We start from the raw sequence: 20,929 nt of genomic DNA on the forward strand, positions 1-20,929 counted from the left end.
CGTCAGGCCGTCAAGACCTTGCCGGGGTTCATGATGCCGGCGGGGTCGAAGGCGCGCTTTACCCTGCGCATCAGATCCATCTCGATCGGCTCGCGCACCGCGGCGAGTTCGTCGCGTTTCAACTGGCCGATGCCGTGCTCGGCTGAAATGGAACCATGATATTTCAGCACGATGCCGTGCACCAGGTGGTTCATCTCGCGCCAACGGTCGAGGAAGGCCTGCTTGTCGGCACCCACGGGCTGGGAGATGTTGTAATGGATATTGCCGTCGCCCATGTGCCCGAAGGAGCAGATGCGCGCGCCGGGAATGGCGGCCATGACGGCGGTGTCCGCTTCCGCCATGAAGTCCGGGATGGCGGAAACCGGCACCGAGACATCGTGCTTGATCGATCCGCCTTCCGGCTTTTGCGCCGGCGACATGCTTTCGCGCATGTGCCAGAGCGCCTTGCGCTGTTCCTCGCTTGCCGCGACCACCGCATCCTCCACCAGCCCTGCCTCGAGACCTTCGGACAGAAGCGCCTCCATCATGCGCGTGGCGGTCTCGGCGGCATCGGAGGTCGAGATGTCGATCAGGACATACCAGTCATGTACGGTGGCGAGCGGGTCGCGCACGCCTGGAATGTGCCTGGTGGTGAAGTCGACGCCGAGGCGCGGCATCAGCTCGAACCCCGTAAGCGCGGTACCGCACCGGCTGGAAGCGCGCTCGAACAGCGCCAGCGCGTCTTTGACCGATTGCAGCCCGGCAAAGGCGACCTCGTGACCGAGTGGACGGGGAAACAGCTTGAGCACGGCGCCGGTGATGACGCCGAGCGTGCCCTCCGCGCCGATGAACAGGTCGCGCAGATCGTAGCCCGTATTGTCCTTCTTGAGGCGGCGCAGCCCGTTCCAGATCTCGCCCGTGGGCAGAACGACCTCGAGCCCGAGGCAAAGCTGGCGCATGCCGCCATAGGCGAGAACAGCGGTACCGCCGGCATTGGTGGAAAGGTTGCCGCCGATCTGACAGGATCCCTCCGAACCGAGCGACAACGGGAAGAGCCGGCCCACCGCCTCGGCTTGCGCCTGGATGTCGGCCAGGACGCAGCCGCCATCCGCGACGATGACATTGCCCACCGGATCGATATCACGAATGCGGTTGAGGCGAGAGAGCGAGAGCACGACGTCAGCGGCTTCTTCGCGCGGGACGCTGCCGCCGACATGGCCGGTATTGCCGCCCTGCGGCACGATCGCCGTGCGTGTTTCCGTGGCGAGCGCCAGGATATCGGCGACCTCCTGCACGGTGCCGGGCCGCAGCACCAGCGGCGAGACGCCATGATACAGGCCGCGGCTTTCGATCAGGTAGGGGGCGATATCGCCGTCGTCGACAAGGGCTTGGGCCGGGCCGACGATGGCGGCGAACCGCGCGATGAGGTCGGGGGAAAGGGTCGCCTTGACCATGCGTCGTCGTTCCTTCCTGTGCATCTCCCGCCGAAGCGCATTGCCTCGGCGCCAGGGAGTGCCGTCATAATCTAGCTGCGCGGCGCGGCGGCCCTTTGCAGGCGGTCGTTGATAGCTTCGCCAAGGCCGATCGCCGGAATCGGCGAGAAGGCGATGGAGCCGGCTCCGATTGCATCGGCATGCTTCATATAGCCGAACAGGTTGGCCGCCGCTTCGGCGAGGTTGCCTGCCGGGCTGAGATCGAGCACGAGCGCGGCGGTATCCTCGCCCGGAAGCGGCTTGCCGCCGAAGCGTATGAGCACTTCACCGGGTTTGACATCGCTTGCGTTAAGCCGCACGGGGGCAACGGGCGCATAGTGCGAAGCCAGCATGCCGGGCGCCTCGATGGCAGCACCGGCCTTTTCGTTCCGCTGGACGCGTCGGCCCGTTACGCGTTCGATCTCGGCGACATCGAGGCCGCCGGGGCGCAACAGCCGGATCGTGTCGCCCTCGACCTTGAGGATGGTCGACTCCAGCCCGACAGTCGCCGGGCCGCCGTCGAGAACGAGTTCCAACTTGTCTGTGAAGTCGTCGGCGACGTGGCGGGCCGTCGTGGGGCTGATCCTGCCCGACGTGTTGGCGCTCGGTGCCGCCAGCGGACGGTCGAAGGCTTCGAGCAGGCGGCTTGCAAAACCCGCTGGCACGCGGATGCCGACCGTATCGAGGCCGGCGCGCGCCAGCGGATGGATGGCACTCTCGGGACGAATGGGCAGAACAAGCGTCAGCGGGCCTGGCCAGAAGGCTTGCGCGAGTGCCCGCGAAACGGGATCGAAGACCGCATGTTTCTCCGCCATCGCGAGATCGGTCATGTGGCAGATCAGCGGGTTGAAGCGCGGCCTGCCCTTCATTTCATAAATGCGGGTGATCGCCAGCGGATTGGTGGCGTCGGCTGCAAGGCCGTAGACGGTTTCCGTCGGAATGGCGACGGGCACGCCGCGGGACAGGGCCTCGCAGGCGCGCTCCAGGGCTGCCGCCGCATGCGTTCTCGTGTCCACGATATCAGCCATTCTGCCCTTCCGTTTCGTCGGCTTCCTTTACAGGGGTTTGGCGGGGAATGCCAAGAGGCCAGCCCATTGCCTAAAATTGGAGCGACCTGATTAGACTGGCCGTAAGGGCGCACTGATATGCCTGATGGTAACAGGTTGTGCCCACAGGTTCCGGTTGATGACACATAAGAAATCCTCCACGATCGATGTCGCGCTTCGCGTTGCGACGGCTATGAAGCAGATGGGCATCGAGGGCCTGCCGCGAAATTACGAACTGGTCTATGAGGCCTATTCGGGCAACAATCCGGATCTCGTGCGCGAGTTCATTGCGCTGGGCAAGTACAAGACCCAGGCGGGGCTCGACGAACTCGGCCGCAAATATCTGCCGCATCAGCATGAGGCGAGCGTGCTGCAGCGCTCGGCGGGCGCGATCACCAATGAAATGGCCAACTTCATGGACCTGCTCGGCCAGGAGCGCGCATCGCTTTCCGATTATGGCCGCCTGATTGGCGAGGCGTCGCAGGTGATCCGCAATGCCAGCGGCATGGGTGAGGGTGCGCTGGGCAGTTCGCTTGAAGCCCTTCAGCGGGCGACGGAGCTACGCGTCACGCATACGGCCGAAATGGCGCAGAAGGTTGCGGCGCAATCGGCCGTCATGGACGGGATCCAGAAAGAGATGGCGGAATTCGAGGCGATGAAGTTCATCGATCCGCCGACGAAGCTGGGCAATCGCCGGGCCTTCAACAAGGCGCTCGCCGGCATTTATGCCAATCCCGAATTGCCCATGCTGTGCGGCGTTGCCATTGCCGAAGTCGATGCGGGACGGCGCTTCTCTCCCGGGCAGATCGAGGCCCTCTCCGACCACCTTGTGACGTTTTATGGCGGCCTGATCCGTCAGGTTTTTCCCGGTGAGGATCTCGCCGTTCGCTTCGACGGGTTACGCTTCGGGTTCCTGTTCCACACGTCGGAGGAAGCGGAGGTGCTGCGGCTCATCGATCAGTTGCGTGCCGCCTTCGAAACGGTGGCATTGCGCGATCCGCGCACGGGCCGCAATCTCGGCCATCTCACGCTTTCCGCCGGCGTATGCATGTCCGATCGGGCCGATAGCGCGCTGGCACTTTCATCCGCCTGCGAGCAGGCATTGGCTGAGGCACGGGCAGGCGGCGGTGACAGAGTTGTGGTGCACGGACCGGGTGCATCAGGCGCTTCCGGACGCGACTGGATGCTTTACCGGGCGTCCTGAGCCATCAGGCGCTACCCGCCTACATCGCCCGGATGGTCTTGCGCAGCGCCTCGCTGCCTGCGCCCAGCATCAGGACGTTCTTCATCGCCAGCTTCGGGTCATCGGTGCGGAAGAGCACGCCGTTTCCACGTATCTTGCAGTCAATCTTGAGCCGGCCGGCTTCTTCTGCGGGTGTGATGGCCACGGCGAAGTACATGCGGCCCGGCTTGCGGGATGTGTTGTCGAAAAACTGTTCCCCGTGATCGCTGTCAGCGCCGATATCAGCCTGAAAATTCGCCATGTAGAAGGCCCATTGCACATTCTCGAATTCGGCGAAGCGGGAGTTGGCGACCGTGATGTGGCAATAACCGAGATGCGGCGTCCCGGTGAGCGTGCGGTGAAAGATCAGGCGGGGAAACTGGATGGACTGATGGAAGCGGTTGATGCGGCCATGGGTGACGCTGCCGGCCCGCTCCAGTTTGCGGCCCGTGCGCTCGGCGACTTCTTCGTAGCTGAGATACCGTTTTTCGGTGGGGCTCCAAGTCGGCGTGCGATCGATCCGCCCGGTGCGCAGGAATTCGGTATGCGCAGATCGGGGCGGGTTCGCACGCTTGAAAGCGACAGCGTCGTAGTATCGGAAACCTGTCTGCTGCACCGTCGCACCCCATCGCCGCGCCCTTGTCGACGGAAGATTATGGAAACGTCGTTAAACTTTCCTTTCCGAAAGGGCCCACTTTCCAGATGCACCCTTTGTGGTCGCAATATGACAACATATCAGCCTGCGGCGACTTGCTGCCGAAACTATTCGCATTGCGCTGCAAAATTAGGCGCATCGCATTGATACTTCTGACTTAATGAAGGCGATGGAGATGATGTTTCCGCATAGGCTGCTGTCGTCAAAACATGATGCCATGTCGTTTTCCGGCGTGCCGCCGGGTCTTTCTTGCGGTTAGATAAGAACACTCAAGGTGCCGCCTCCAAGGGAGGGGTGGAGAATTGGGAAGCCGGTTTAAATCCGGCGCTGCCCCCGCAACGGTGTTGGAGCACGGTGCAGCAGGAAGCCACTGGACGGGAGGTCCGGGAAGGCGCTGCACCAGGTCCGGAAGGCATTGTCCCAAGGCGAGCCGCGAGGCTTTCTGACAGGGGCATGACCGGCCAAGGACACTCCTCAGCCCGGAAACCAGCCTGGAGTAACGATCGTGACTGGCTGCGGCGGGCGGCCGGGAAGCGTGCAGACCGTGCGGCTTTGCCGCCGGATGCCGTCTCCTTAAGCGCGCCTCAGCAAATTTTGGATATTCTGAGGATCCGGCATGGACATTCACAGCGACGTGCTCCGCAAGCTCAAGAACCGGCGCGAAGGCCACAGCCTCGAGCAGGCCTTCTACATCGACCCCGACTACTACAAGCTCGATCTTGAGACGATCTGGTACCGCGACTGGCTTTTCATCGGCCACGACTGCGAGATCCCCAAGTCCGGCAATTATTTCACGGTGCAGGTGGGCGATTATCCCGTGGTCGTCACCCGCGACCGGACCGGCACCATTCGTGCCCTTCACAATTCCTGCCGCCACCGCGGTTCGCGTGTGTGCACGCAGCACAAGGGCTCCTCCGCCAAGCTCGTCTGTCCCTACCACCAGTGGACTTACGAACTTGACGGTTCGCTGCTCTTCGCACGCCACATGGCGGAGGATTTCGACAAGACCCAGCACGGCCTGAAGCAGATCCACTGCCAGACGGTCGGCGGCTATATCTTCATCTGCCTTGCCGACGAAGCGCCGGATTTCGCGCCGTTCCGCAATCTGGTCGATCCCTATCTCGCCCGCCATCGCCTCGGCGAGACGAAGGTCGCCTTTGAAAGCACGATCATCGAGAAGGGCAACTGGAAGCTCGTCTGGGAAAACAACCGCGAGTGCTACCACTGCGCGGCCAACCACCCCGAACTCTGCCGCACCTATCCCGAAGCGCCGAGCGCGACGGGTGTGCAGGGCGCCAAGGATGATCCCGTTATCGCCGAACACTGGGCAAAGTGCGAAGCCGCCGGCCTGCCGAGCGAGTTCAAGATCTCGCCGACCGGTCAGTTCCGCGCGGCGCGCATGCCGCTCATCCAGGATGCCGAGAGCTACACCATGTCCGGCGCACGCGCCGTCCAGCGGCCGCTGTCGAGCGACGTGCTGGAAAGCCATATCGGCACGTTGCTGCTCTTCCATTATCCGACGACCTGGAACCATGTGCTGGCCGATCACGCCATTACCTTCCGCGTCCTGCCGCTTGGCCCTGAGCTGACGCAGGTCACGACGAAGTGGCTGGTCAACAAGGATGCGGTCGAAGGCGTCGACTACCGTCTCGACGAACTCACGCATGTCTGGACGGAAACCAACGACCAGGACCGCCGCATCGTCGAGGAGAATGCCTTCGGCATCCGCTCGCCGGCCTACCAGCCCGGCCCCTACTCGCCCGAAGACGAGGGTGGCGTGATGCAGTTTGTCGAGTGGTACACCAACTTCATGGTGGAGCGGCTCGACGGCGCCAAGAAGCCGCTGTCGCGGGTAGCCTGACATGACGGTCACGAGCGATTTTCGCCATTTCGACGAACTCCAGCCGTGGAACGATCGCCAGCACATGCTGGAATGCATCGCCGTCACGGTGGAGACGACCGATGTGATGACCTTCACCTTCCGTTCCGATCGCGACAACTGGTTCCGGTATCTGCCGGGCCAGTTCGTCACCTTGGAATTGCCGGTGTCGGAAGACGACCCGGTCATGCGGACCTACACGCTGGCCTCGACCCCTTCGCGCCCCTTCTCCGTCGCCGTGACGGTGAAGGCGCAGAAGAGCTCGATCGGCACGCGCTGGATGTTCGATCATCTGCGTCCCGGCATGAAGCTGAAGGCGTTCGGCCCGCTTGGTGATTTCTCCTTCGTGCGCTATCCGGCGGAGAAGTACCTCTTCATCTCGGCCGGCTCCGGCGTGACGCCGATGATGTCGATGACGCGGTGGATGTCGGATTGCAGCCCGCAATCGGACGTTGCCTTCGTCAGCTGTGCCCGCACGCCGGAGGATCTGCTGTTCAAGGCGGAACTCGAATGTCTCGCAGCCCAGATGCCCAATCTTTCCCTGGGCTTCGTCGTTGAAGGCCACAACCCGCGTGATGGGTGGCATGGCGTGCGCGGCCGCATCGATGCTGCCCGCCTGTCGCTGCTGGCGCCCGATTTCCGTGATCGCACCGTCTTCTGCTGCGGCCCGGAACCCTTCATGCGCGGCGTGCGCGACATGCTCAAGGTCTGCGGCTTCAACATGGACCGCTATCATGAGGAAAGCTTCCAGCCGGCGGCTGCTCCGGCGCCGGAGGAAATCGCGATCCGGGCAGGTGCGGGTGAACAGGAGGTCGATGCCAATGCGGTCTCGACCGTTACCTTCACCATGGCCGGCAAGGACGCGAAATGCGCGCCCGGCCAGACCATCCTCCAGACGGCGCGTTCGGCTGGCGTGCGTATCGGTGCGGCCTGTGAAGGCGGCCTTTGCGGCACCTGCCGGGTGATGAAGATCTCCGGCGAGGTCGAGATGCACCACAATGGCGGCATTCTCGATGATGAAATAGAGGAAGGTTACATCCTCGCCTGCTGCTCACGGCCTATCGGCGACGTGTCGATCGAGGCGTAAGGCAACGCTGCGCGATTTTAACAGAAAGCCCCGTCACCGGCCGGTGACGGGGCTTTGTCTTTTGGGAGCGAGATCCGACCTCAGTCAGCCTTCGCGCGACGGGCCGGGAAGAGGATGACGTCGCGGATCGACGGGGCGTTGGTCAGCAGCATGATCAGGCGGTCCACGCCAATGCCGAGGCCGCCGGCGGGCGGCATGCCCTGGTCGATGGCATCGAGGAACTCGTCGTCGAGCTGCTTGTCCTTCTCGCCGCGCGCATGCGCCTGATTGAGTTGCTCGACCATGCGGGCGCGCTGCTCTTCGGGATCGTTGAGTTCGGAAAATGCGTTGCCCAGCTCCCAAGCATTGCAATAGGTCTCGAAACGCTCGACAAGACGCGGCTCGCCCGGCACTTCCTTGGCGAAGGGCGAGATGTCCTTCGGGAAGTGGGTGACGTGGCTCGGCTGGATCAGCGTGCCTTCGACCTTCTCCTCGAAGATGAAGGCTAGGCACTCGCCCCAGGTCCAGTCCTTCTCGACTTCGAACCCGGCAGCCTTGGCGGCGGCGCGCGCTTCCTCATCCGTCTTGATGGCGAGGAAGTCGATGCCGGTCGCTTCCTTCACTGCATCGGGCATCGGCACGCGCTTGAACGGGCCCTTGAACGAGAGTTCCTTGTCGCCATAGGCGAACTCGGTCGAGCCGTGAATCTTGATGGCCAGCTCGGCGAAGAGGCGTTCCACGAGGTCCATGATGTCCTCATAGTCGGCGTAGGCCCAGTAGCACTCCATCATCGTGAATTCGGGATTGTGCCGGGTCGATACGCCCTCATTGCGGAAGTTCCGGTTGATCTCGAACACCTTGTCGGTGAGGCCCGAGACCAGTGTGCGCTTCAGAAAAAGTTCCGGCGCGATGCGCAGGTACATGTCGAGCTTCAGCGTATTGTGATGCGTCTTGAAGGGCTCTGCCGTTGCGCCACCGTACACCGAATGCAGCATGGGTGTCTCGACTTCCATGAAGCCGTCGTTTTCCATGAAGCGGCGGATGCCCGACACGATCTTCGAACGCTGCTGGAAGCGCAGCTTCGATTCCTCGTTGGTCATGATGTCGAGATGGCGCTTGCGGTAGCGGATTTCGACATCCGAAACGCCATGCCACTTTTCGGGCATCGGCAGCAGGGTCTTCGTCAGCATGACGATTTCCTGAGCGTTGATCGTCAGTTCGCCGCGCTTGGTGCGGCGTACGACGCCCGTCACGCCGATGATGTCGCCGATATCGATCATCGGGAGGAGGTCGCGGGCCTCCTGCGGGGTCGTGTCCTTGTGGCTGAAGATCTGGATCTTGCCCGAGGCGTCATGGATGTCCATGAACATGCCGGAATTGCGCGAGGAATAGACGCGGCCTGCGACCGTCACGACGTCGCCGCTTTCCGTATCGGGTTCCAGCGTCTCGTATTTGTCGGCCAGCTCCGCATTGGTCATCGTGCGATGGAAATGCGCCGGATAAACATCGCCGACCGTGTTGCGCAGCTGGTCGAGCTTCTGGCGGCGGACTTCCGTCGGATCGGAGGAAAGGGCGGTTTCTGTCTTGTCGTTCATTCTTCTAAGTCCTTACTTTCCGCTACCGACCATCGATGCCACCACCTGTGCGGCGACCTTGAGGCGCTGGCGCACGACGGAGCGGCCGAGGATGGCCATCGAGTCGAACAGCGGCAGCGAGCGCGACGAGCCGGAAACGGCGACGAAGAGCGGGGCCACGACGACCTTCAGCTTCTTGCCGAGCTTGTCGGCGCTGGCGCGCAGTTCCGCCTCGATGCTTTCGACGGTCCATTCCGGCATCTTTTCGAGATCCGGCTGCACCTGGTTCAGCACTTCCAGAATCTCCTCCGGGGTGGACTTCACCTTGGCGAAGGCCTCCGGCGTCAGGCCGAGATCCGATTTCAGCAGGAAGCCGGCAAGGTCCGGCAGTTCGCCGAGCTTGGAGATGCGCGATTGCGAGAGCTTGAGGCCCTGGCGGACGCGATCGTTCTCCATCGCCCATTCCAGCACACGCTGGTTGAACTGTTCCTCGGTCAGCTGCTCGCGCAGCCAGCGGCCGTTCAGCCAGTCGAGCTTCTGGATATCGAAGATGGCGCCGGCCTTGGACAGGTTCTCTGGATCGAACTTTTCGGCAAGCTGATCCATGGTCAGCAGTTCCTCACCCTCGGCGATCTGGATGAAGAACAGTCCGAGGAAGTTCATCAGCGCTTCCGGCAGGTAGCCGAGCGCCGAATAGTAGGAGATCGAGGTCGGGTTCTTGCGCTTGGAGAGCTTCGACTTGTCGTGATTGCGCATCAGCGACAGGTGCATGAAGACCGGCGGCTCAAGCCCGAGATACTGATAGATCAGGATGTGCTTCGGCACCGAGGCGAGCCATTCCTCGCCGCGCGCCACATGGGTGATCTTCATCAGGTGGTCGTCGACCACGTTGGCCATGTGGTAGGTCGGCATGCCGTCGGCCTTGAGCAGAACCTGCATATCGACCGCATCCCACGGGATTTCGACTTCGCCATAGACGCCGTCGACGAACTTGCAGGAGCCTTCGGTCGGGATCTTCATGCGCACGACATGCGGCTCGCCGGCTTCGACGCGCTTCGTGACCTCTTCGGCAGAAAGCGTCAGGCAGAGGCCGTCATATTTCGGCGGCTTGCCGGCGGCGCGCTGGGCCTCGCGCATCTGCTCCAGCCGCTCGGGCGTGCAGAAACACTTGAAGCCATGGCCGTTGGCAACGATCTTGTCGACGTAAGGACGGTACATGTCCTTGCGGTCGGACTGGCGATAGGGGCCGTAGGGACCGCCGATGTCAGGGCCTTCCGACCATTCCAGGCCGCACCATTTCAGCGCGTCAAGCACTTTCTGTTCGAATTCCGGCGTGGAGCGCGTGGCGTCCGTATCCTCGATGCGCAGGATGAAGGTGCCGTTGTGCTTCTTGGCGAAGAGGTAGTTGAACAGCGCGATATAGGCGGTGCCGACATGCGGTTCGCCGGTCGGGGAGGGTGCGATGCGTACGCGAACGCCGGATGCGGTTCCGGAAGTGCTCATGATGTGGCCCGTCTTGACTTATGGAGGGGATAGCCCGGTTTCGAGCCGTTTCACACGGCGGAAAGAGGCTTTCCATTGGGCTGGGTGAGACCATATTCAGCCCGGCGCGTCAAGAAAAACTCGGCCTGTTACTGTACGGGCCAAACGGCGAGCAGTGCCGGAACGCTGACGATGACGATCAAGACCGAAAGCGGCAGGCCGACGCGTGGGTAGTCGGAGAACTTGTAGCCGCCCGGCCCCATGACGAGCGTGTTGCACTGGTGGCCGACGGGGGTGAGGAAGTCGCAGCCCGCGCCGATCGCCACAGCCATCAGAAAGGCCTCTGGCCTGTAGCCGAGCGTGCCGGCGAAGCTCGCGGCAATCGGGGCCATCACAAGCACGGTCGCGGCATTGTTGAGGAAGGGGGTCACGGCCATCGCGGTCAGCAGGATCAGGGCTATTGCGCCGAAGGGCGGCAGGTGCACGGCGACCGCGCCGAGCCATTCGGCGATGAGTTCGCTGGCGCCCGTCGTGCGCAGGCTATCGGAAACGGGGATGAGGGCCGCCAACATGACGAGGATCGGGCCGTCGAGCGCGGCATAGGCCTCGCGAAGGGGTACGGCCCGGAACAGGACCATGGCCACCGCCGCGGCGAAGAATCCGGTGGCGACTGGCACGACGCCGAGCGCAGTGGCCGCCATGGCGGCAACCAGGATCAGCACGGGTATCATCGCGCGCCGCGGGGAACCGAGCAGGATCTCGCGCTGGGCGAGGGGCAGAAGTCCGAGTTCCGGCAGGAGCGACGGCAAGGTGCGGTTGTTGCCCTGAATGACGATGAGATCGCCGGGGCGCAGGCGCACTTCCGAGAGCTTTTCCCTCAGGCGCTGGCCCTGCCGGCTCACCGCAAGCAGGTTGATGCCGTAGGAATGGAAAAGACCGATGCTGCGTGCCGAGAGGTCGATCAGACGGGATTCCGTGCCGACCACGACTTCGATCGCACTGATTTCTCCATCCTCTCCCCGCTCAAGAAGGATCGGCTTGCCCGAGAGCGCCAGCCCTGCGGCCGAAACCACCTTGTCGAGCCCGCCGGCCGTGCCCTCCATCAGGATCGTGTCATTGGCCTGAAGGACGATATCGGGTAGCGGCCTCAGATGGACATTACCGCGGATAACGGCTGTCGCGATGACCTCGCCGTCGCCGTTGCGCAATACCGCGTTCAGGGACTTGCCGACGGATGACGAACCGTCCTCAACCGTCGCATCGGAGGAATAGGGGGCGGCCTCCAGCGATTCCTCGATGCTGGCATTGTTGTTGCCGCGCTCCGGCACGAGGCGGTTGAAGAACAGCATGAAAAGGATGCCGCATACGGCAAGGGTCGCGCCGACCGGCGTAAAGTCGAACATCGTGAAGCTCTCGCCGGTGATTTCCTGGCGCATGCGGGACACAACGATATTGGGCGAGGTGCCGATCTGGGTCATGAGGCCGCCCAGCAGCGCGGCGAAGGCCATGGGCATCAGGAACTTCGAGGCAGGTGCGCCGGATTTGCGCGCGAACTGGAAGGCGAGCGGCATCATGATCGCGAGTGCGCCGATATTTTTGATGAAGGCGGAGAGCACAGCGACCGACACGAGCAGCAGGGCAAGCTGTGCGCGCATCGCGGTGAGATTCGGGAAGAAGCGCTTCACCGCAATGTTGACGATCCCCGAGCGCGCGACGGCCGCACTCACCAGCAGTGCGCTGCCCACGATGATCACGATATCGTCGGAGAAGCCAGAAAACGCCTTGTCGAAGGGCACGATACCAAGCGCCAGTGCAAGAAGCAGCGAACAGCACGCGACAATATCATAACGGAACCGACCCCACATGAATGCCGCCATCATCAGCGCGATGACGGCGAAGGCGAAGGTCTGCTCTAGGGTCATGTCGGGGTCCATGCATGAAGCGAAGGTCTGCGGAAATTCCGCTGGGGTGGCTGCGGTTCCCTTATACACGGCGGGAGACGCCTGCCGTTTTTCAGGAACAATCCTCGTCCCGCACGGTTTGCAAGGAGAGGGCGGACCGTGTCAACCGGACCCGACGGAGATGGAGAACACGGGGATTTTTCCGGTTTCTTCCCGTGGCCAACGAAACGGCAGGCGAGCTCCCAACCCGTCCGGTCCGCCTTCAGCCCCGATCAAGGCCCTAGAAAAGAAAACCGGCGGGATCTGTCATCCCGCCGGTTCTTTATCAATGATGGGTAGCGCCCTTGTTTTTCTGCCGTGCCCGGCGAGAAAACATGTTCAAGAGCTCGACGAGCGCCGAGAAGGCCATGGCGGCGTAGATGTAGCCCTTCGGAACATGGAAGCCCATGCCTTCGGCGATCAGCGTGGTTCCGATCATCAGCAGGAAGGCGAGCGCCAGCATCACGATGGTCGGGTTCTTTTCGATAAAGTTCGCCAGCGGCGTTGCGGCGAGCAGCATGACCGCCACGGCAAAGACCACGGCGACGACCATGATGGGAAGATGCGGCGTCATGCCCACGGCGGTGATGATGCTGTCGACCGAGAAAACCAGGTCGAGCAACAGGATCTGGCCGATCGCCGCCCCGAAGTTCGTTGCGACCGTGCGGCCGACCATGTCTTCCTTGTGGTCGATCGGGTCCACATTGTGATGGATTTCCTTGGTGGCCTTCCAGACGAGGAAGAGACCGCCAGCGATCAGGATGATGTCCTTCCAGGAAAAGCCGTGGCCGAAGAGTTCGAAAATAGGGGTGGTCAGCTTGACGATCCAGGCGACCGTGCCCAGCAAGGCCAGGCGCATGACAAGCGCAAGCCCGATGCCGATGCGCCGCGCGCGTTCGCGCTGCTCCACCGGGAGCTTGTTTGTCAGGATCGAGATGAAGATGAGGTTGTCGATGCCGAGAACGACTTCCATCACGATGAGCGTGACGAGTGCAATCCAAGCGGCCGGGTCTTGCATGAGTGCAAGAATGCTGTCCATCCGGTGTGTTCCTCTCCAAGGTACGGTGTGTGAACGGTTCCGTATGTATGAGGAAATTGACGGCTGACAAGCGGCCGGACCTCCCGGCACACATTATTTCACGTATTCGTTATAAGATTGCGGCTGTCGCGGATGTTTTCAGGGCCTGGCGCGGTAGGCGGCGGTGAAAACGCGGATCGCGGAGGCGACATTCTTCTCGATCGTCGCTTTCAGCGGCGCTTCCTCCATTACGCCGAAAATGCGTGGCTTGAAGAGGCCGACGGTGGTCAGTTCCATGAACTGTCGGGCCGCATGCGCGGTGTCGTCGCAGACGAGGACGCCCGCCGCCACCTGCCTGTCGAGATAGGCCTGGAGAACCGAGACGGGATTGACCGTCGATGTGGAAAAGAAATTGCGACACAGTTTCGGCAGGCGATGATTGGCGGCGATCACCATGCGCATGGCGCGAATGGTGGAATCGGTCGTGACATGGGTGGCGAAGAGTGTACCGAACTCTTCCAACGCTTTTTCCAGCTGCTGATTTGCATCCAGCACATGGCGGACCGATTCCGTGAGCTTGCTGCGCTCGCGTTCGACCATGTCCTCGAACAGGTCCTCCTTGTTCTGGAAATACACATAGATCGTGCCCTTGGAGACGCCGGCAGCACGCGTGATGTCATTCATGCTCGCGGCTTCGAAACCTTGCTTCATGAAAACGCGTTTAGCGCCGTCGAGGATCTGCTCACGCTTTGCCGGGTCTTCCCCGGCAGCGCGCCTTCCCGGCTGTGCAACGGTCAATCTGTCTTCCGTCGTGTCCATCTATCGTTGTGTGTCCGAAACCCTAGGTGAAACTATTTCGAACCGGTTGGTTCGATTTCACTTGATATGGGGGAAAAATAGCATTATGTCAAATCGAACCGAACAGTTCAGTTCGAACATTTATCCAGAGAATGGTGACGCTCGCATGTCGACTTCCCATGGCGCCGGCGCGGCAAAGGTCCGCCCGGTCAACGACGATTTCGAGAAGGAGACCGGCGAGGCCGCACCGGCCGCCGCTGATGTCTCTCCCTCGGCGGATGCCGCTCGCGAGCCGGAGAAAAAGAAGGGCGCGCGCCGTTTCGTGCTGCCCGTCATCGCGCTGGCCTTGCTCACCGGGGTCGGCTGGTTTGGCTATCAGTGGTGGACCAACGGCCGGTTCATGATCTCGACGGATGATGCCTACATCGAAGGCGACATCGCCTCCATCTCGCCGAAGGTCTCCGGCTATGTGGCCGCCGTCAATGTCGTGGCGAACCAGACGGTGAAAGCCGGCGATCCGCTTGTGACGCTCGATGACGGTGACTACCGCATCGCTCGCGAACAGGCAGACGCCCAGATAGCGACCCAGAAGCTGGCGCTCAACCGTATCGACGCGCAGATCGAAGGCGCCAAGGCAAGCCTTGCCCAGGCGGAAGCGCAAAAAACCGCTTACCAGGCTGCCCTCGAAGGTGCGCAGGTCGCCGAAACGCGCGCGAAGGAGCTGAATGCGAAGGCTGTCGGCACGACCGCCTCGCTGGACAGCGCCACCGTCGCACTCGATCAGGCAAAGGCGAACCTTGTCGGCGCGGATGCCAACATCGTTTCGGCCAGGGCCAACATCGCTGTCCTGCAGGCCCAGCGTGCCGAGGCGGAAAGCACGGTCCGGTCGCTTCAACTGGCAAGCGACAAGGCGGAGCGTGACCTTGGCTTCACCGTATTGAAGGCGCCCTATGACGGTGTCGTGGGCAACGTTTCGGTCCAGGTCGGCGATCTCGTCTCGGCCGGGCAGAGGCTTGCCGCGCTGGTTCCGGTCACGCAGCTTTACGTCGAGGCCAACTTCAAGGAAACGCAGATCGCGCATCTGGTGCCGGGCTCGAAGGTGCACCTGCATGTCGATGCCTTCGACAAGGACGATATCGTGGGCACGGTGACGTCGATTGCGCCGGCATCCGGTTCGGTCTTCTCGCTGCTGCCGGCGGAAAACGCCACGGGCAACTTCACAAAGATCACGCAGCGCGTGCCGGTCCGCATCGCCATCCCGCAGGACGCGTTGGACACGGGCAAGCTGAGGGCCGGGCTCAGCGTCGTCGTCGATGTCGACAGCCGAACGGCGCCGACCGATACGGCGGCAGTGGCGAAAGCCGAATAGGCCTCACGAACGAAGGAGCGCGGGCGATGGCCGCGACCGCTCAACCGACTGCTGGCGCCCTTACGGCGGCGCCGGCGCAGTCAGACAAGGTTCCCGTCCGCCGGATGGTCGCGTTCTTCGCGATGGTCTTCGGCATGTTCATGTCGATCCTCGACATCCAGATCGTCTCCGCCTCGCTTGCCGAAATCCAGGCAGGCCTGAGTGCGGGCGCAGATGAAATCGGCTGGGTTCAGACCTCCTACCTGATCGCCGAAGTCATCATGATCCCGCTGTCCGGGACGCTGGCGCGCATCGTTTCGACGCGCGTGCTGTTCGCCACGTCGGCGGCGGGATTTACTATTGCGAGCGCGCTTGCCGCAACCGCGACGAATATCGATCAGATGATCATCTACCGCGCCATCCAGGGCTTTATAGGCGGCGGCATGATCCCGTCGGTCTTTGCGGCGGCCTTCACCATCTTTCCGCCGTCAAAGCGCTCGGTTGTGTCGCCGATGATCGGCCTCGTCGCCACGCTTGCCCCGACCATCGGCCCGACCGTCGGTGGCTATCTAAGCCATGCCTTCTCGTGGCACTGGCTTTTCCTCGTCAATATCGTGCCCGGTATCATCGTGACCGTGCTGACCTGGAACCTCATCGATTTCGACAAGCCGCAGCTCAGCCTCATGAAGAAGTTCGACTGGCTCGGACTTGCCGCCATGGCGGTCTTCCTGGGCGCTCTGGAATATGTTCTCGAAGAGGGCAATGCCAACGACTGGTTCAATGACGAATACATCGTCATGGGCGCCGTCGCCTCGACCCTCGGCGGCCTGATCTTCTTCTACCGTGTGTTTTCGGTAGACTTTCCCGTGGTGGACCTGCGCGCCTTCACGAACCGGAATTTTGCGTTCGGCTCGCTGTTTTCCTTCGTCATGGGCATTGGCCTCTACGGGCTGACCTATCTCTATCCGCTCTATCTGGGGCGCATCCGCGGCTACGATTCGCTCATGATCGGCGAAACCATGTTTGTCAGCGGCCTTGCGATGTTCTGCACCGCGCCCATCGCCGGCGCCTTGTCGAGCCGCATGGATCCGCGCTTCATGATGATGATAGGCTTTTCGTGCTTTGCCTATGGCACATGGATCATGAGCAGCCTGACGACGGACTGGGACTTCTACGAGTTGCTCCTGCCGCAGATCCTGCGCGGCTTCGGTCTGATGATCTGCATGGTGCCGATCAACAACGTTGCCTTGGGAACCCTGCCGCCCGACAAGATCCGAGGCGCCTCTGGTGTTTTCAACCTGACGAGAAACCTTGGCGGTGCCGTCGGGTTGGCCGTGATCAACACGATCCTGACGCAGCGGCAGCAGGAGCACTATGCCCGGCTTTCAGAGCATGTGCAGTGGGGCAATCCTGCCGCGATGGACCAGTTGAACAGCATGGCCTCGAACTATAACGCGCACGGTCTCGACGGCAGTACGATCGCCATTCAGAAGATGTCGGGGCTCGTCCAGCAGCAGGCCACGATCCTGTCCTTTGCGGATGTCTTCTTGCTCCTGACGGCTTTGTTCGGCAGCCTTGTCCTGTGCGCCTTCATCATCAAGAAGCCGCAGTCGGGCGTCGGAGGTGGCGGCGGGCACTGAGTCCGCTGTCATGCCTCTTGCCCCGGCCTGGGCAATACCATCAGAATGCGGGTCTGGAATCGCTAGCCGGAGGCCCGCATGCCCGCCCATATTTCACGTCGCCATCTGCTGGCCGCAGCCGGTGGGCTCGGTCTTTCGACGATTCTGCCGGGGCGGCGTGGCCTCGCGCAGGCGCAGCGTCCGGCGACGGACGTAACCTTCCTGTTTTCATGCGATGTGCATGCCTGCCTCGTTTCCGCCGACGCCCTCAGCCCGAATTGCGCGGATGAGGGCAAGACGGACGCGGCATTGCTGAAGCATGTCGCGGCGGTCAACGGGATTGCCGGCCTTGCCTGGCCCGGCGAGATTGGCGGCAGGCCTACGGGTCTCGCCAGTGCGGGAAGCCCCATATCCGCGCCGCTCGGCCTCGTGTTCGGAGGCGACATGACGGATGACGGCGGCGGGCAGGTAAAGGTGCCGGGCGAAGGGCGCCAGCTGCAGCAGTTTGCCAGCCGCTACCAGCAGGGTACCGGGCCGGACCGGGTGCATTATCCTGTCTACACCGGGCTTGGAAACCATGACCTCGATCAGGACGGCGTGCCGCCGCATGCCGACTGGTATCGCCGCGAGTTGCGTGATTACATCGAACTGAACCACCGCTCGACGGTGTTCTACAAAGCCCCTGTGCCGGTCACCAACTACGATATCGACTCCGACAACTACTCCTGGGATTGGGGCGGGCTCCATCTCGTCCAACTCCAGCGTTTCGGCGGTGACACGACGAAAGGCGCCGTAAACGGCCTGCCCTGGCTCCAGCAGGATCTCGCCACCTATGCGGCAGACGGCCGGCCGGTCGTGCTGTTCCAGCACTACGGGTGGGACGATTTCTCCACCGAACACTGGGATCCCACAGCCAAGACCTTCGATCCGCATGGCGCCGGACCCGCGCACTGGTGGAGCGACGAGGCACGCTCCGCCCTGCTGGCGACGCTCGCCAAGTACAATGTCATCGGTATTTTCCACGGTCATGAACACCCGACGCCGATGATCTACAACCGCAACGGCCACGATATCTTCAAGCCCATCGCCGCCTTCATGGGCGGTCTTGCCGTTGTGCGCGTGACGGATAGCTTCATGGATGTGGCACTTGCCCATGCCGGGGAAAGCGCTGCCGACATCGTGTTCACCCACGCTTTCAGCAAGCGCCTGAACGGTTAAAAAAACCGGTTTTGAAACGTCGATCCATTTTTTGATTTACGTACATCAAAAACTCCTCTAAGGGTCTGGCCACGGAGGAGACATGCGACCGACAGTTCACGACATTGCCGAACGGGCAGGCGTAAGCCTTGCGACCGTCGATCGGGTTCTGAACGATCGGCCGGGCGTGCGCGGCGTGACGCGTGCCAAGGTTGAAGCCGCCATTGTGGAGCTTGGCTATGTCCGCGACGTGGCTGCCGCCAACCTCGCCAAGAGCCGTGTCTATCCCCTCGTCTTCATTCTGCCGGAGGGCGACAATCCGTTCATGCGCGGTCTTGAGGATGAGGTTCGCCGCGCTGGTGCCCATTCGCTGGTCGAGCGTACGCAGCTTTCCGTGGTCACGGTCCCCGCCTTCGACGGCAGAGCGCTCGCGCGGGAAATCGACTCGGCCATCGAACGGGCGGTCGCCGGCATCGCTGCTGTCGCGGTCGATGCACCGGAGGTGCTGGCTGCCATCGGCCGGGCGCGCGAGGCCGGCATACCCTTCGTCACGCTCGTGTCGGACCTTGCCAATTCCGGTCGCGATCATTTCATCGGCGTCGACAACATTGCGGCCGGCCGCACCGCCGGCAGCCTGATGGGTCGCTTCCTAGGCCAAAGGCCCGGTCCCGTTGCAGTTCTCGCCGGATCGATGCGCGTGCGCGACCACGGTGAACGCCTCGAAGGCTTCCTTGCCGCCATGTCGGCCATGCCGGTGTCCCGGGCGATCCTTCCTGTGCTGGAAGGCCAGGACGATCCCGAGCTTTCCTTCCAGCTCATCGCCGAATGCCTCGCTGAGGTGCGCGATCTTGCCGGCATTTACAGTCTCGGCGCCGGTAACCGCGGCCTTGTCAGGGCGCTTGCGGCCGGCACGGGCCGAAACCTCTGCGTGATCGCGCACGAAGTGACCGATGAGACGCGTGCCGCGCTCGAGGGCGGGCTGGTCGATGCCGTACTGAACCAGGATGCCGGCCACGAGGTGCGCAGCGCCATCCGTGTACTGCGTGCCAAGGCCGATGGCTTGCCTGTCATAGCCGCGCAGGAGCGCATCCGGCTCGAAATCTTCATCAAGGACAATCTTCCGTCCGAACCGGGCATGGACGATACGCCCGGCCCGGCCGGCAACTAGGGAGAAACGCATGTATCTCGGGATCGATCTCGGCACATCAGGCGTCAAGGCTATGCTGATCGGCGCCGACCAGACAGTGGTCGGCTCGGCGTCCAGCAAGGAAGTCACCACCTCGCGCCTGCATGACGGCTGGTCCGAGCAGGACCCGGCCGACTGGATCCGCGCGACGGAAGAGGCGATCGCCGGCCTGCGGGCCGCCCATCCTGATGCGCTCTCCGCTGTGCGCGGCATCGGCCTTTCCGGGCACATGCATGGAGCGACGCTGCTCGATGGCGACGACAAGGTTCTCCGGCCCTGCATCATGTGGAACGATACGCGCAGCCACCGTGAGGCGGCGGCGCTGGATGCGGATCCGCGCTTCCGCAAGATCACCGGCAACATCGTCTTTCCGGGTTTCACTGCACCGAAACTCGCCTGGGTGAAGAACAACGAACCGGATATCTTTGCCAAGGTCCGCTGGGTGTTGCTGCCCAAGGATTATCTGCGCCTTTGGCTCGCTGGTGAGCATCTTTCGGAAATGTCGGATTCGGCGGGCACGTCCTGGCTCGACACGGGCGCGCGCAAATGGTCCCAGGAACTGCTTGCGGCGACGGGGCTCGATGAGAGCCAGATGCCCGGCCTCGTGGAAGGCACCGCGCCTGCGGGAACGCTGCGGCCGGAGCTTGCTGCAAAGTGGGGCCTCGGCGAGGGCATCGTCATCGCTGGTGGTGCCGGCGACAATGCGGCCTCCGCCTGCGGCATGGGAACGGTGCGCGAAGGTACGGCCTTCGTCTCGCTCGGCACATCCGGCGTGCTTTTTGCAGCCAATGCCCGTTATTTGCCCAATCCGGAAAGCGCCGTGCACGCCTTCTGCCACGCATTGCCGGATACCTGGCACCAGATGGGCGTCATTCTCTCGGCCACCGATGCACTGAACTGGCACGCCCGCGTGACCGGCGCATCCGCTGCTGACCTGACGAAGGAACTGGGCGATGCGCTGAAGGCGCCGTCTCACGTCACCTTCCTGCCTTACCTCTCGGGTGAGCGCACGCCGCATAACGACGCCACGATCCGCGGCGCCTTCCTCGGCCTCGGCCACGAGGCGGACCGTACGGTGCTGACGCAGGCCGTGCTGGAAGGCGTGGCCTTCGCCATTCGTGACAGTCTGGAAGCCCTGAAATCCGCGGGCACCGAGCTCACACGCGTTACGGCCATCGGCGGTGGTTCGCGCTCGCGCTATTGGCTGAAATCCATCGCGACCGCGCTTGACCTGCCCGTCGATCTGCCGGCGGATGGTGATTTCGGTGCTGCCTTCGGTGCGGCGCGCCTCGGCCTCATTGCCGCGACCGGCGCAAACCCGACGGATATCCTGACGCCTCCCGCGACAGCGGAGACAATCCATCCGGAGACGGCGCTGTCTGCCGCCTACGAGGACGCCTATCAGCGCTACCGCCGCCTCTACCCCGCGATCCGCGCTGCCTACTGAC

16 protein-coding genes and 1 riboswitch are annotated in these 20,929 nt (G+C 62.7%); of the genes, 8 read left to right on the top strand and 8 right to left on the bottom strand.

Annotated elements, in window-relative coordinates; translation table 11 throughout:
* Positions 1 to 2: 2 nt before the first annotated feature.
* Positions 3 to 1,433 (bottom strand): FAD-binding oxidoreductase, encoded by a 1,431-nt coding sequence (locus MKI86_RS14865; RefSeq protein WP_241601746.1) that lies wholly within the window; start codon positions 1,431 to 1,433, stop codon positions 3 to 5.
* Positions 1,434 to 1,504: 71 nt separating this feature from the next.
* Positions 1,505 to 2,479 (bottom strand): L-threonylcarbamoyladenylate synthase, encoded by a 975-nt coding sequence (locus tag MKI86_RS14870; protein WP_241601747.1) that lies wholly within the window; start codon positions 2,477 to 2,479, stop codon positions 1,505 to 1,507.
* A 157-nt stretch (positions 2,480 to 2,636) separates the two neighbouring features.
* Between MKI86_RS14870 and MKI86_RS14875 the strand changes: the two genes are divergently transcribed.
* Entirely contained in the window at positions 2,637 to 3,701 is a 1,065-nt protein-coding gene (locus tag MKI86_RS14875) for a diguanylate cyclase domain-containing protein (RefSeq protein ID WP_241601748.1), read from the top strand.
* A gap of 19 nt (positions 3,702 to 3,720) precedes the next feature.
* Here MKI86_RS14875 and MKI86_RS14880 read toward each other — a convergent pair whose 3' ends face one another.
* On the bottom strand, positions 3,721 to 4,335 hold the full coding sequence (locus tag MKI86_RS14880) for a DUF6656 family protein (protein WP_241601749.1): 615 nt from the start codon (positions 4,333 to 4,335) through the stop codon (positions 3,721 to 3,723).
* 294 nt (positions 4,336 to 4,629) lie between these two features.
* A riboswitch (cobalamin riboswitch) is annotated at positions 4,630 to 4,883 on the top strand.
* A 107-nt stretch (positions 4,884 to 4,990) separates the two neighbouring features.
* Between MKI86_RS14880 and MKI86_RS14885 the strand changes: the two genes are divergently transcribed.
* Both MKI86_RS14885 and MKI86_RS14890 read left to right on the top strand, forming a co-directional pair.
* Positions 4,991 to 6,235 (top strand): aromatic ring-hydroxylating oxygenase subunit alpha, encoded by a 1,245-nt coding sequence (locus MKI86_RS14885; protein WP_241601750.1) that lies wholly within the window; start codon positions 4,991 to 4,993, stop codon positions 6,233 to 6,235.
* A 1-nt stretch (position 6,236) separates the two neighbouring features.
* Positions 6,237 to 7,340 (top strand): FAD-binding oxidoreductase, encoded by a 1,104-nt coding sequence (locus MKI86_RS14890; protein WP_241601751.1) that lies wholly within the window; start codon positions 6,237 to 6,239, stop codon positions 7,338 to 7,340.
* An 80-nt stretch (positions 7,341 to 7,420) separates the two neighbouring features.
* On the opposite strand, the gene lysS is transcribed toward MKI86_RS14890, so the two are convergent.
* The 5 genes from lysS to MKI86_RS14915 form a co-directional block, all read right to left on the bottom strand.
* The gene (lysS, locus tag MKI86_RS14895; RefSeq protein ID WP_241601752.1) at positions 7,421 to 8,914 is read right to left on the bottom strand and encodes a lysine--tRNA ligase; all 1,494 of its coding nucleotides are present in this window, start codon (positions 8,912 to 8,914) and stop codon (positions 7,421 to 7,423) included.
* 12 nt (positions 8,915 to 8,926) lie between these two features.
* Entirely contained in the window at positions 8,927 to 10,396 is a 1,470-nt protein-coding gene (gene gltX / locus MKI86_RS14900; protein WP_241601755.1) for a glutamate--tRNA ligase, read from the bottom strand.
* Positions 10,397 to 10,524: 128 nt separating this feature from the next.
* Positions 10,525 to 12,297, bottom strand: coding sequence for an SLC13 family permease (locus MKI86_RS14905; RefSeq protein WP_241601757.1), 1,773 nt, complete (start codon positions 12,295 to 12,297; stop codon positions 10,525 to 10,527).
* 304 nt (positions 12,298 to 12,601) lie between these two features.
* Positions 12,602 to 13,354, bottom strand: a complete 753-nt coding sequence (locus MKI86_RS14910) for a TerC family protein (RefSeq protein WP_241601760.1) — start codon at positions 13,352 to 13,354, stop codon at positions 12,602 to 12,604.
* Between the two features lie 138 nt (positions 13,355 to 13,492).
* A complete protein-coding gene (locus tag MKI86_RS14915) occupies positions 13,493 to 14,152 on the bottom strand; it encodes a TetR/AcrR family transcriptional regulator (protein WP_256465737.1) in 660 nt (219 codons plus the stop codon).
* A gap of 145 nt (positions 14,153 to 14,297) precedes the next feature.
* Here MKI86_RS14915 and MKI86_RS14920 point away from each other — a divergent pair, with 145 nt between their 5' ends.
* The 5 genes from MKI86_RS14920 to xylB all read left to right on the top strand — a co-directional run bounded on the left by MKI86_RS14920 (position 14,298) and on the right by xylB (position 20,928).
* Complete coding sequence (locus MKI86_RS14920; protein ID WP_241601771.1) at positions 14,298 to 15,500, top strand: HlyD family secretion protein; 1,203 nt, start codon at positions 14,298 to 14,300, stop codon at positions 15,498 to 15,500.
* A 26-nt stretch (positions 15,501 to 15,526) separates the two neighbouring features.
* Entirely contained in the window at positions 15,527 to 17,119 is a 1,593-nt protein-coding gene (locus tag MKI86_RS14925; protein WP_241601773.1) for a DHA2 family efflux MFS transporter permease subunit, read from the top strand.
* 78 nt (positions 17,120 to 17,197) lie between these two features.
* On the top strand, positions 17,198 to 18,316 hold the full coding sequence (locus tag MKI86_RS14930) for a metallophosphoesterase (RefSeq protein ID WP_241601775.1): 1,119 nt from the start codon (positions 17,198 to 17,200) through the stop codon (positions 18,314 to 18,316).
* Between the two features lie 82 nt (positions 18,317 to 18,398).
* Entirely contained in the window at positions 18,399 to 19,463 is a 1,065-nt protein-coding gene (locus tag MKI86_RS14935) for a LacI family DNA-binding transcriptional regulator (protein WP_241601777.1), read from the top strand.
* Between the two features lie 10 nt (positions 19,464 to 19,473).
* Positions 19,474 to 20,928 carry a xylulokinase gene (gene xylB / locus MKI86_RS14940; RefSeq protein ID WP_241601779.1) on the top strand — a complete coding sequence of 485 codons (1,455 nt, stop codon included), beginning with the start codon at positions 19,474 to 19,476 and terminating at the stop codon, positions 20,926 to 20,928.
* Position 20,929 lies beyond the last annotated feature (1 nt).

Origin of the sequence: Shinella sedimenti, assembly GCF_022601905.1 — a bacterium.
Lineage (GTDB): Bacteria > Pseudomonadota > Alphaproteobacteria > Rhizobiales > Rhizobiaceae > Shinella > Shinella sedimenti.

Coding starts and splice junctions, on each gene's coding strand:
- MKI86_RS14865 (WP_241601746.1), bottom strand. CDS start 1,433: ATGGTCAAGGCGACCCTTTCCCCCGACCTCATCGCGCGGTTCGCCGCC.
- MKI86_RS14870 (WP_241601747.1), bottom strand. CDS start 2,479: ATGGCTGATATCGTGGACACGAGAACGCATGCGGCGGCAGCCCTGGAG.
- MKI86_RS14875 (WP_241601748.1), top strand. CDS start 2,637: ATGACACATAAGAAATCCTCCACGATCGATGTCGCGCTTCGCGTTGCG.
- MKI86_RS14885 (WP_241601750.1), top strand. CDS start 4,991: ATGGACATTCACAGCGACGTGCTCCGCAAGCTCAAGAACCGGCGCGAA.
- MKI86_RS14890 (WP_241601751.1), top strand. CDS start 6,237: ATGACGGTCACGAGCGATTTTCGCCATTTCGACGAACTCCAGCCGTGG.
- lysS (WP_241601752.1), bottom strand. CDS start 8,914: ATGAACGACAAGACAGAAACCGCCCTTTCCTCCGATCCGACGGAAGTC.
- gltX (WP_241601755.1), bottom strand. CDS start 10,396: ATGAGCACTTCCGGAACCGCATCCGGCGTTCGCGTACGCATCGCACCC.
- MKI86_RS14905 (WP_241601757.1), bottom strand. CDS start 12,297: ATGACCCTAGAGCAGACCTTCGCCTTCGCCGTCATCGCGCTGATGATG.
- MKI86_RS14910 (WP_241601760.1), bottom strand. CDS start 13,354: ATGGACAGCATTCTTGCACTCATGCAAGACCCGGCCGCTTGGATTGCA.
- MKI86_RS14915 (WP_256465737.1), bottom strand. CDS start 14,152: ATGGACACGACGGAAGACAGATTGACCGTTGCACAGCCGGGAAGGCGC.
- MKI86_RS14920 (WP_241601771.1), top strand. CDS start 14,298: ATGTCGACTTCCCATGGCGCCGGCGCGGCAAAGGTCCGCCCGGTCAAC.
- MKI86_RS14925 (WP_241601773.1), top strand. CDS start 15,527: ATGGCCGCGACCGCTCAACCGACTGCTGGCGCCCTTACGGCGGCGCCG.
- MKI86_RS14930 (WP_241601775.1), top strand. CDS start 17,198: ATGCCCGCCCATATTTCACGTCGCCATCTGCTGGCCGCAGCCGGTGGG.
- MKI86_RS14935 (WP_241601777.1), top strand. CDS start 18,399: ATGCGACCGACAGTTCACGACATTGCCGAACGGGCAGGCGTAAGCCTT.
- xylB (WP_241601779.1), top strand. CDS start 19,474: ATGTATCTCGGGATCGATCTCGGCACATCAGGCGTCAAGGCTATGCTG.